The 10496-nt window shown below is 65.3% G+C and carries 10 protein-coding genes; 5 read left to right on the top strand and 5 right to left on the bottom strand.

Going from position 1 to position 10496, the window contains the following annotated elements:
- On the bottom strand, nucleotides 1-238 hold a 238-nt coding region (locus tag FJ471_RS10630; protein WP_210242013.1), incomplete at its 3' end, for a LacI family DNA-binding transcriptional regulator.
- A 210-nt stretch (nucleotides 239-448) separates the two neighbouring features.
- On the opposite strand from FJ471_RS10630, the gene FJ471_RS10625 reads away from it, so the two are divergent.
- On the top strand, nucleotides 449-931 hold the full coding sequence (locus tag FJ471_RS10625; RefSeq protein WP_140803102.1) for a hypothetical protein: 483 nt from the start codon (nucleotides 449-451) through the stop codon (nucleotides 929-931).
- 18 nt (nucleotides 932-949) lie between these two features.
- Entirely contained in the window at nucleotides 950-1828 is an 879-nt protein-coding gene (locus tag FJ471_RS10620; RefSeq protein WP_140803101.1) for an N-acyl homoserine lactonase family protein, read from the top strand.
- 107 nt (nucleotides 1829-1935) lie between these two features.
- Here FJ471_RS10620 and FJ471_RS10615 read toward each other — a convergent pair whose 3' ends face one another.
- Nucleotides 1936-2718, bottom strand: coding sequence for an SDR family NAD(P)-dependent oxidoreductase (locus tag FJ471_RS10615; protein ID WP_181179314.1), 783 nt, complete (start codon nucleotides 2716-2718; stop codon nucleotides 1936-1938).
- Nucleotides 2719-3131: 413 nt separating this feature from the next.
- Here FJ471_RS10615 and FJ471_RS10610 point away from each other — a divergent pair, with 413 nt between their 5' ends.
- From FJ471_RS10610 to FJ471_RS10600, 3 genes are read left to right on the top strand one after another with little or no spacing between them, the layout of a single operon-like run.
- Nucleotides 3132-4070 carry a sugar ABC transporter substrate-binding protein gene (locus FJ471_RS10610; protein WP_181179312.1) on the top strand — a complete coding sequence of 313 codons (939 nt, stop codon included), beginning with the start codon at nucleotides 3132-3134 and terminating at the stop codon, nucleotides 4068-4070.
- 40 nt (nucleotides 4071-4110) lie between these two features.
- The gene (locus tag FJ471_RS10605; RefSeq protein ID WP_140803098.1) at nucleotides 4111-5661 is read left to right on the top strand and encodes a sugar ABC transporter ATP-binding protein; all 1551 of its coding nucleotides are present in this window, start codon (nucleotides 4111-4113) and stop codon (nucleotides 5659-5661) included.
- The gene (locus FJ471_RS10600; protein WP_140803097.1) at nucleotides 5658-6671 is read left to right on the top strand and encodes an ABC transporter permease; all 1014 of its coding nucleotides are present in this window, start codon (nucleotides 5658-5660) and stop codon (nucleotides 6669-6671) included. The genes FJ471_RS10605 and FJ471_RS10600 overlap by 4 nt, the downstream gene beginning before the upstream one ends.
- A gap of 134 nt (nucleotides 6672-6805) precedes the next feature.
- Here the strand turns inward: FJ471_RS10600 and FJ471_RS10595 are convergent, their stop codons facing one another.
- Genes FJ471_RS10595 through FJ471_RS10585 form a run of 3 tightly spaced genes read right to left on the bottom strand, consistent with a single transcriptional unit; the run spans nucleotide 6806 to nucleotide 10277 of the window.
- Nucleotides 6806-7528: an ABC transporter ATP-binding protein gene (locus tag FJ471_RS10595; RefSeq protein ID WP_140803096.1), complete on the bottom strand. Its 723-nt coding sequence runs from the start codon at nucleotides 7526-7528 to the stop codon at nucleotides 6806-6808.
- Nucleotides 7525-9369: an ATP-binding cassette domain-containing protein gene (locus FJ471_RS10590; protein ID WP_140803095.1), complete on the bottom strand. Its 1845-nt coding sequence runs from the start codon at nucleotides 9367-9369 to the stop codon at nucleotides 7525-7527. The genes FJ471_RS10595 and FJ471_RS10590 overlap by 4 nt, the downstream gene beginning before the upstream one ends.
- Before the next feature lie 8 nt (nucleotides 9370-9377).
- Nucleotides 9378-10277 (bottom strand): branched-chain amino acid ABC transporter permease, encoded by a 900-nt coding sequence (locus FJ471_RS10585; RefSeq protein ID WP_181179310.1) that lies wholly within the window; start codon nucleotides 10275-10277, stop codon nucleotides 9378-9380.
- Nucleotides 10278-10496 lie beyond the last annotated feature (219 nt).

Raw genomic sequence — 10496 nt, 5'->3', positions numbered from 1 at the left:
CCGACAGGCCCGTGACCGTCTGCGTGTAGATCGAATTGTCGATGCTGGGCACGATCAGCCCGATGGTCGTCGAGCGGTTCGAGGACAGGCTGCCCGCAAGGTGGTTCGGCAGGTAGCCGATCTCGCGAACCGCCTTCAGGACCCGCTCGCGCATGTCCTCGGACACCTTGCCCGGCTCGTTCAGCACCCGTGAAACGGTCATGGTGGAGACGCCGGCGCGAACCGCGACGTCGCGCATCCTGGCGCTTCCATTGCGCTTGCTGGTGTCCTCGGATGATCGCCTGGGCATGTTTGTTATCGCTCGGTCCGGCCGGCGCGCATCAAATCATTACCGTGTCGAACAAACAAGCTGTCGGCGCCGGTTGGAGCAATTCTGTTGTTACCGATATCAAAATCGGGTAATGCCCAAAGGAGGAGGACGCCGCGATGCCGGCGTGGAGGATTTGCGATGGGCGTGTATTCCTGCGTCGGCGTGACGGAGCAGTCGCTGCTGCGCTATGCCGATTCGGCGCGTTCGGCGCAGCAATTGATCAGCCAGACCCTGACCCAGCTCTCGGGCTATGCGCTGCTCCTGCTGACGTCGCGCCGCCAGGTGGCGCTGGCCGAGGGCGCCTTGTCCGGTGCAACCCAGGCTGTCGCGCAAGCGGCCGAAGCCGTTCGCGCCTTGCAGGCGCCGGAGCCGGCCGCCCACCATTATCATCATATGCGCGGCGCCGCCGAGACGCTCATGGAAGCCTGTGCCGCGGCGACGGCCTGCCGCGGGGCGCATGACAGATCGGACAAGCGGTTCGACACGCTGACGCGCGCCTTGCGGGCGACGAGCGATCATCTGCGGGCGACGGCGCGACTGCTGCCGGGTTTCGAACTCATCGATTTCGGCCAGGCCTGCTGCGCCGTCCACGCGCCGCGCCTGCCTGGGCAAGGCATCTAATCTATAAGGGAGGATTGAATGGCTCACTACTCGATCTGGGTGCTCGAATATGCGGCGGTGGAGAAATTCCCCTTCAGCGTCATGATGTACGGGCCGCAGCACCAGGGCACGCGCAAGCTTCCCTATGCCTATGCGCTTCTTAAAGGCGGCGGCGAAACCATCCTGATCGATACCGGTTACGACCATGTTGCCTATGGTGAGCAACTGGCCACCGCCTACGGCGTTTCGAACTACCACGGTCCGCGCGCGGTTCTCGCCGAATGCGGCGTGAAGCCGGAGGACGTGACCAGCGTCTTCATCACCCATGCCCATTTCGACCACATGGGCGCCATGCATTTGTTTCCCAACGCCAAATTCTACGTCCAGAAGAGCGAGCTGGACAAATGGGTCTGGGCGCTCACGCTCGGGCCGGAATACCGCTTCCTGGTGGGCGGCGGCGATCCGGCCGACATTGTGCGCGCGGTCGAAGCGGCGAAGGAAGGCCGCATGATCTGCATCGACGGCGACCAGGAAAACGTGCTGCCGGGGATCGACGTCCATCTCGCCGCCGACACCCACACCTATGGCAGCATGTATGTGACTGTCCGCAACGACGGCACCAGTGGCGGCGAGGACCGCTGGATCTTCGCAGGCGACCTCATCTACACCTACGACAATCTGACCGGGCTCGATCCGGCTGCGCCGCAGATCGTGCCGATCGGCCTTGCCGTGGGCAGCCAGCACAATCTGATCTTCTCCAGCGCCGAGATGCTGAAATCGGTCGGCGGCGAGGTGCGCCGGGTGATCCCGGTGCATGAAGACAGGCTGCGTACCACATTCCCGTCGCGGCTGACGGACAGGGGGCTTCAAGTGGTGGAGATCGCCCTTGCCAACGGCGAGCAGAGCTGCGTCGGCTAGAGCAATTCCAGGAAAGTGTGCGACGGTTTTCCGTCCGGAATTGCGAAAAAACAAATCCCCAGATGGGGAGGAGCAAGGCTGGGGACTTAGCCCCAGCCTTGAATCTGTCAGAGCTTGTCGGCGCCCGCGACGAAGCCGCCGCCGTCGATCACCACGGCCTGCCCTGTGATGAAGGACGCGGCGTCGGACGACAGGAAAAGCACCAGCTGCGCGATTTCGGACGGGTCGCTGATCCGGCCCATCGGGATCATCGGCAGCACCGTGTCCTTGGCGCTCTGCTCGCTGCCGAACATGCCGCGCAGCAGCGGCGTCATCACCGAGCCGGGCGCAATGGCGTTGACGCGGATGTTCTTGCGCGCGACTTCCAGCGCCACCGAATTGGTGAGGCCGATCACGCCCCATTTGCTGGCGCAGTAGACCGCCGTAGTGGCAAAGCCCATGACGCCGAACAGCGACGAGGTGTTGACGATCGCGCCGCCGCCCTTGGCGGTCATATGCGGGATCTGATGCCTCAGGCCATTGAAGATGCCACGCAGGTTGACATCCATCAGCAGGTCGTAGTCGGCGTCCTCGAGTTCGTGCACCGGGGCGGTCTTACCCGGCACGCCGGCATTGTTGAAGGCGATGTCGATGCGCCCGAAACGCTCGAAGGCATGCTTGTGCAGGGCCGCCATCGCCTTGCTGTCGCGAACGTCGACTTCTTCGAATTCGATCTCGACGCCAAGCGGCTTGACCTCGCCCTTGAGGCTTTCCCCGGTCTCCGCGCTGATGCCGGAAACGTAGAGATTGGCTCCGGCCTTGGCGAAGGCCAGCGCCGTGGCCCGCCCGATGCCGGTCGTCCCTCCGATCAGGATGACGTTCTTGCCGGAAAAGTCATAGGTCACTTTCATGTCTGCTCCCATCTCGTTCGAGCTGTTACGCGCTCGCGGCGCTCTCCATTTCGGCTGCTTCAGCCATAGCCCTAGCTTGATACCGATAACAAGAGAAATCAGCTGAGCAACGCGATCTCGCCCGTTTCAAATCACATGTGGCGGCGCAAAGCCGAATTTCGCGGGGCAAGCGATGGTGGCTATTGCCGGTCTGCTAAAACTACCATATGGTACCGGTACCAAGATTAAGCGGCAGACACCTCCGTCTCATGTCGGCTCGCGCGAGCCACAACGGAGTCGTGCATGCAAGCGGCCGATAGGGGCGCCCGACGGACACGGCTAGCCGATGTCCCGGCGCCCCTGATCGGAGTCCGAGGAGAGGAAACGGTCGGCCCGCCATGGGCCGGCACCAACGGGAGAGGAGGATTTCCCAGATGAAAAGGCTTTTGCTTGCCTTACTGACCGCCGGAACGATGATCGTTTCAACCGCAGTGCAGGCGCAGGACCACAAGACGCTCGGCATCGTCGCGCTGCTGGCCAACGATGCGCTCAACATTGCGGTCATCGGCGGTGCGACGGATGCCGCCAAGGCGGCCGGCTGGGACGTCAAGGTGACCGACACCCAGGCCAGCGCCGATCAGGCCAACGCGGCGATGAATAACTTCGCGGCCCAGCACGTCGATGCCATCTTCGTGCTGGCTTTCGCCAGCAGCTCGATCGGCTCCGGCCTGGCGGCGGCGCGTGACGCGCACATCCCTGTCGGCACCTGGGGCGGCGAGATCGTCCCCGGTATCGTGGCGACGACCAGCGGCCGGCAGGTCGGCGACGATTCAGTGAAATACCTTCTGGAGAAGGCCGGCGAAAAGGCCAATGTGCTGGCTATGACCTTCCATCCGGGCAAGCTTTGCATCGACCGCGGCGTGGCCTTCGACGAAGGCGTCAAGGGCAAGTCGGACGTCAAGGTGGACTACAGCGAAGTGGTCGCGCCCGGACAGGTCCAGTTCGGCAACGCCACGGCCGCGGCCTGGCTGACCGCGCATCCGGCCGGCGGCGACACGCCGCTCGCCATCTGGTCGTGCTGGGACGAGCCGATGCAGGGCGCCGTCGCGGCGCTGCGCCAGGCTGGCCGCATCGACGTGACCACCGTGTCGATCAACGGCAGCGCCCAGGCCCTGCAGTTGGTCAAGGAAGGCGACATGACGGCCACCGTCTGGCAGCCCGCCTATCAGGAAGGCAAGGAAGTGTTCCAGGCCATTCTCGACTCTCAGAAGGCCGGCGATTCCTGGCAGCCGAAGACCATCGAGATCCCCGGCGTGGTGGTGACCAAGGACAATGTCGACAAGTTCATGGCCGAACATCCCAATGGCATGTGAGACCTGCCGGTCGGGCCGCTCCGTGAAACGGAGTGGCTAGGTGTCGGCGACCGCTTCGGCCGCCGACGCATGGATGCGCATCCGTGGCCTGACCAAATCCTTTGCGGGAGAACTTGCGCTCGACCGCGCCGATCTCGACATCGAGCGCGGCCGGGTGCACGGCCTTGTCGGCGCCAATGGCGCCGGCAAGTCGACGCTTATTCGTTGTTTAGCCGGCGTCACCAGCCCGGACCAGGGCAGCGTGATGATCGCGGCCAACGAGCTTCAGATGGGCTCACCACAGGCGTCGGAACGCGCCGGGCTCGCCTTCATCCATCAGGAACTCAACCTGATTCCGCATTTCAGCGCCCTGCAGAACATGCTGCTTGGCGCGCCGAAGGCGACGCGGTTCGGCATGATCGACTGGAAGCGCTCGGGCGTCGCGGCGCGCGCCGCGGCCGAGCGCGTCGGCATCCGTTTTCCGCTCGATACCAAAATCTCGGAGCTGTCGGTCGCCCAGCGCTGGCTGGTCATGATCGGCAAGGCGCTCACGCGAGACGCCAGCATGATCGCCATGGACGAGCCGACAGCCTCGCTCTCCGAGCCGGAAAGCGAGCAGCTCTTCGCCATCATCCGCGACCTTGCCGCTCAGGGCGTCGCCATCCTCTATGTGTCGCATCGGCTGGAAGAAGTGCTGCAGCTCTGCGACAGGATCACCGTGCTGCGTGACGGCCGCATCGTCAACGAGGCCGAGCGCGGCGCGCTGGACAAGAAGGGATTGGTCCGCGCCATCATCGGCCACGCCATCCGCACGCCGGACGAGCGTGACCGGCTTGCTGCCGACCGCAGCCGGCAGCCGGTCTTTTCCGCGCGCTCCATTGCCTGGAAGCAGGCGGTGAAGGATGTGAGCCTCGATCTCTACAAGGGTGAGGTTCTGGCGCTGGGCGGGCTGGTCGGGGCCGGCCGCACCGAATTCGCTCATCTCGTCGCCGGGCTCGCTCGCCCGGAGGTCGGCCATTTCGAACTGGACGGCAAGCGGCTCCACGTCGCCAACCCGTCCGAAGCGGTGAAAGCGGGCATCGCGCTGGTGCCGGAAGAGCGTCGCTCGCAAGGGGTGATGCTGCAGCAGTCGGTTGCCTTCAACATCAACATCTCGACGCTGAAGCTGCTGCGCAGCGTGCCTGGTCTTCCGTTCCTGTCCGACGCCAAGAGCCGACGGCAGGCGGAAAGCCTCGTTGCCCATCTCGGCATCAAGACGCCGGGCGTCGCCGCCAAGATCGCCGGCCTTTCCGGCGGCAACCAGCAGAAGGCGTTGATCGCGCGCTGGCTGAATGCCGGCACCAGGCTTTTGATCCTCGACGAGCCGTCGCGGGGCGTCGACGTCGGCGCGCGCGAGGAGATCCACGACGCCATCCGCGCGCTTGCCCGTTCCGGCGTCGGCATCCTGGTGATTTCCTCCGACGTGGAGGAACTCACGCTGCTGGCCGACCGCGTCCTGGTGATGCGCGAGGGCCGCATCACCGGCGAACTCACCGGCGCCGACATCACCGAAGCGCGCATCATCGAGCTCAGCTATCAAGACGCGCATGACGATCAAGGAGAAGCCGCATGACGGCCGAGACTGTGCCCGTGGCAAAGGAAGCGCCGCAGCCCCGCAAATCCTCGTGGAAGCGGACCGCGCTGATCGGCCTGTCGCGCTACGGAACGATCATCGGGCTGCTGCTGATGGTGCTGTTCTTCTCCATCAATGCCCCCGGCATTTTCCTGTCGCGCGCGAACTTCCTCAACATCCTGAGCCAGGCCTCGCTCACCGCGATCATCGCCAGCGGCCTGACCTATACGTTGGTCGTCGGCGAGTTCGATCTCAGCATCGGCTATGTCGCGAGCTTCGTCGGCCTCATCGTCACCGGCCTGATGGCGTATGAGGGCTTTCCGATCTGGCTGAGCATCGCGTGTGCCCTGGCTCTCGGCTCGGGGATCGGCATCCTCAACGGCCTGCTCGTCACCAAGGTCAGGATCAATGCGGTGATCTCCACGCTCGGCATCGGAACGATGCTGACGGGCATCGGTTTCACCTACAGCGCCTTTCCGATCGCCACCGGCATCCCGCGCGCCTTCACCGACATCTCGCTCGGCCGGATCGTCTTCGGCCTGCCCAACCCGGTGATCATCATGGTCGTGGTGTTGCTGGCGCTGTGGACGGTGCTCAACAAGACCGATATCGGCCAGAAGATGCAGGCCGTGGGCAGCAATATGGAGGCTGCGAGGCTCTCGGGCATCCGCGTCGACCGCATCAAGATCTTCGCCTTCGCCACCGCCGGCTTCTGCGCCGCGCTCACCGGAACGCTGCTGTCGTCGCTGCTCGGCAGCGGTACGCTGGCCGCCGCCGACGGCTATCTGCTCGACGCCTTCGCCGCGGTGTTCCTCGGTTCCGCCACCTTGCGCGAGGGCGAGTTCCACATCACCGGAACGCTGGTTGGCGTGCTGATCCTGGCGGTCGGCTTCAACGGGCTCAGCATCTTCGGCGCGCCCACCCATTTCCAGCCGATCTTCAAGGGCGGGATCCTGGTGCTGGCCGTCGGCATGTCGGCGCTCGCCCGGCGCTACGCCGCCTCGGCCTGAGAGGCGTAACGTCGACCGAGACAGTCTCGGGCTTTAGAGTGGTTCAGCGTTTCACGGAATCGCCGAACCGCTCTAAGTTTTGTTTTTACGCAATTCCGGACGGAAAACCGCTACGCACTTTTCCTGGAATTGCTCTAGCCGAGATATTTGTTGAGGATCGACATGCCGCCGGAGCGGATCGTCTCCGGCTTCATCTCGTCGACGATCTCGCCATGCGTCATGACATAGAGCCGGTCGCAGACGCGGGTTGCGACGTCGGTGCGCTGTTCGACCAGAAGCAGCGAGGCGCCGCGCTTGCGCAGCTCCAGCATCGCCTTGACCACGATGTCGACGGCGACCGGAGAAAGCGCCACCGAGGGTTCGTCGAGCAGCATGATCTCTGGGTCGCTCATCAGCATGCGGCCGATCGCGACCATCTGCTGCTCGCCGCCGCTCAGGAACGACGACAGCCGCTGGCGGTAAGCCTTGAGGACCGGAAAGAGATCGTAGACCGAGGCGAGCAATGTCTGGGTGCGGGCCTTGTCGTGCCGCAGATGCAGGGCACCCAGGAGCAGATTGTCCTCAACGGACTGGTCGAGGAACAGGCGGCGCCCCTCGGGCGCGATCGCGGCCAGTCCGCGTGCGATGCGGTGCGTGGGCAGCGCCGAGACGTCGGTGCCGCCGATCCGGATCAGGCCGCGCCGCTGCTTGACGAGGCCCATGATCGCGCGCAGCACCGTCGTCTTGCCGGCGCCGTTCGGGCCGAGCAAGGCGACGGCCTCGCCCTTGCCGACGCTGAGCGCCACGTCGCGCACGACATCGAAGCGGCCGTAGCCGGCGCTCAGCGCGTTGATTTCGAGAGTGGGCTGCTCGCTCATTCGCCGAGATACACCTGTCTTACCACCGGGTCGGCGCGCACTTCGTCGGCCGAGCCGGTGAGGATCACCTCGCCGGCGTTGAGCACGGTCACGCGATCGCAGAGCGGGAACAGGAAACGCGTCTGGTGCTCGATGATGATCATCGTCACGCCCTGGGTTTTGAGATTGGCCAGGATCGCGGCCAGATGCCTGACCTCCTTGGCGGAAAGTCCGGTCGCCGGCTCGTCGAGCACGATGATGTCCGGCCCGGCGACGCAGACCGAGGCGAGCTGGGTCAGTTGCTCGATGCCGTGCGGCACGTCCGCCACCTGCCTTGCCGTCCAGTCGCCGGCGCCGACGAGGCTGAGAGCCTCGCTGGCGCGGCGTTGCATGGCCGCGAGATCGCGCCGGCCGGAGGCAAGCATCGGCCAGAGCGGCGCGCGGCCGACGATGCGCGGCACGCGGTCGAAGAGCCCGACCATGACGTTCTGCGTCGGCGTCAGTTCCTTGACCAGCTGCGCGGCCTGGAAGGTGCGCCGCAGTCCCAGCCGCGAACGGCTGCTCGCTGGCATGCCGTCAACGCGCGTGCCCTTGAGCAGGACCTCTCCGGCATGCGGCGTCAGGCGCCCCGATATCACATTGGCCAAAGTGCTTTTTCCCGAACCGTTCGGGCCGATCAGTCCGTGTATGTGGCCGCGGCGGACGGCCAGGTCGACATTGCGCAGCACCTTCGGGCCGAGCCCGTAGCCGAATTCGATACCCCGGCATTCCACGATGACCTCGGAGTCTGTCGGCGAAGCGGGCGAGGCCGCGGTGGCGGGCGCGGTGGGCATGGCTTCGGCCGAGGCGGCTTCCGCGGCCGGAGCAATGCCGCCGGCGCGCCGGGCAAGCGCGCGCCGCGCGATACCGACGACGCCGTCGGGCAACAGCGTGATCGCCAGGATCGACAGCGCTCCGTAGACGATCTCCTGCAGCCAGGGATTGATGTTGACGACATTCGGGAACATCGAGACGAACATCGCGCCGACGACCGGACCGATGCTGGTGTTGATGCCGCCGATCAGCACCATCACCAGCACGTTCAGCGACACTGACCAGTCGAACTGGCTAGGAGAGACGACGCCGAGGAAGGAAAAGAGCCAGCCAGCCCCTCCGGCCATCGCCGCCGAGACGCCGAAGACGCCGACCTTGATCGCCGCAGTGCGGGCACCGGCTGCCTCGGCGAAAGGCTCGGCGTCGCGGATCGAAAGCAGGATCGGGTAGAGCGGCGAATGGCGGATGTTCCAGACCAGGCCGAGGCAGGCGAGCAGCGCCAGCATGATGCACCACACCAAGGGTGTGCCGAGCCATTCCAGGCTTGCCGGGAAATCCGGGAAGGCCGGGCCGAGCAAGCCCTGCAGGCCGCCGGTGACGGTGACCATGTCGGTCGCCAGGACCGTCAGCACCAGCGTGAAGATGAAGGTGGTGATGGCGAAGTAGAGGCCACTGACCCTGAGCGACATCGCGCCCACAGCCATGCCGATCAGCCCCGTCGCCGCCAGGACCAGCGCCAGCAGGCCGAAGGCGTTCCAGCCATAGTCGTTGGCAAGGATCGTCGTCGCGTAGGCGCCGATCCCGAAAAAGCCTCCCTGGCCCAGTGAGTAGAGGCCGAGCATCCCGGCCACCAGGTCGAGGCTGATGGCGAGGATGCCGAAGACCGCGGCCACCAGCACCAGGCTCTGGAGGCCGAGGTCGGTGTGGGCGACATAGGCGGTCGCCGCCAGATAGGCGATCAGGACGGCGGCCAGCCCGGCGGCGCGCCAGCGGCCGATGCGAAGCCTTGGAGCGGCGGTGCCCGACTGAGTATCGAATGCAGGGGCCATGCTCGACCTCAGCCGCGCGTCACGGCCACCCGGCGCGGGCGAAACAGTGGATTGCTGGTGCTGAACAGGCCTTTGGGCGAGACGATCAGGATGAGCACGAGCACGATGAAGGGAAACCAGTCCGAAGCCTGCGAATTGATCAGCGCGTTGGCGCCTTCGGCGCAGACGCCGAGCAGCAGGCCGCCGAACATCGCCGCTATCGGCCGCTCGGTGCCGCCCCCGATCATCATGGCGATGAAGCCGTAGGTGCCGAACGTATCGCCGAGATAGGGATTGGCGAAGGTCGAAGGTCCGATGAGCAGGCCTGCGATCCCGGCGTAGATGGCGGAGATCGCGAAGGCGACGATGGCAACGATAGTGGTGTTGGCGCCGATGGCCGACGCCATCTCGGGGTCGGCCGCCGTCGCCATGCCGAGCTTGCCGAACAGCGTGTAGCGCCGCACGATCTCGAAGCCGGCGGCAAGCACCGCGGCGGTGACGATGGCGAGAAGCTGCTGTGCGGTCAGCACCGCGCCACCGATCGGCAGGCTGATGCCGTTGAGGATCGGCGGGAAGGCTTGCGAGGTCGGGCCCCAGATATAGGCGGCCGCGTTTTCCACGATCACGGCGAAGCCCAGCGTCGACACCAGCCAGCCGAAGCTGAAGCGGTTCGACAAAAGGATCGGCCGCACCGCGATGACATAGGACAGGATGCCGACGATGCACGAGCACGCCAGGCCGGCAAGCGCGGCCAGCCAGACCGGATAGCCGGAAGAGGCGAGCTCGGCGGTGACCATCACGGTCACCATCATCAGCTCGCCCTGCGCGAAATTGATGATGCGGGTGACGTAGAACGAGATCGCGAGCGCCATGCCGATCAGACCGTAGATCGATCCTATCGCTACCCCGCTCAACACGAATTGCAGCACTGGTGGCTTTCCCCTCTCCTCCGGCCGGCGTCGCCTCCTCAGCCGGCTTGATCGCCTCGCGGGAGACGCTTCCGTTGGATAGCCGCCCCGGTTCATCCGTGAACCGTCGGGCCGGGGTTCCATGTCGCCCCGGGGTTTCATACCGAATGTCCAGCTCTGGCATGCTGCGCCGGTACCAAAATACCTAGTCGAAAGTGACAGTCCGGAAATAGCTGATGC

It is taken from the genome of Mesorhizobium sp. B2-7-1 (assembly GCF_006440735.1).
Lineage (GTDB): Bacteria > Pseudomonadota > Alphaproteobacteria > Rhizobiales > Rhizobiaceae > Mesorhizobium.
This window is presented reverse-complemented; position numbering and strand designations above follow the sequence as displayed.

Coding starts and splice junctions, on each gene's coding strand:
- FJ471_RS10625 (WP_140803102.1), top strand. CDS start 449: ATGGGCGTGTATTCCTGCGTCGGCGTGACGGAGCAGTCGCTGCTGCGC.
- FJ471_RS10620 (WP_140803101.1), top strand. CDS start 950: ATGGCTCACTACTCGATCTGGGTGCTCGAATATGCGGCGGTGGAGAAA.
- FJ471_RS10615 (WP_181179314.1), bottom strand. CDS start 2,718: ATGAAAGTGACCTATGACTTTTCCGGCAAGAACGTCATCCTGATCGGA.
- FJ471_RS10610 (WP_181179312.1), top strand. CDS start 3,132: ATGAAAAGGCTTTTGCTTGCCTTACTGACCGCCGGAACGATGATCGTT.
- FJ471_RS10600 (WP_140803097.1), top strand. CDS start 5,658: ATGACGGCCGAGACTGTGCCCGTGGCAAAGGAAGCGCCGCAGCCCCGC.
- FJ471_RS10595 (WP_140803096.1), bottom strand. CDS start 7,528: ATGAGCGAGCAGCCCACTCTCGAAATCAACGCGCTGAGCGCCGGCTAC.
- FJ471_RS10590 (WP_140803095.1), bottom strand. CDS start 9,369: ATGGCCCCTGCATTCGATACTCAGTCGGGCACCGCCGCTCCAAGGCTT.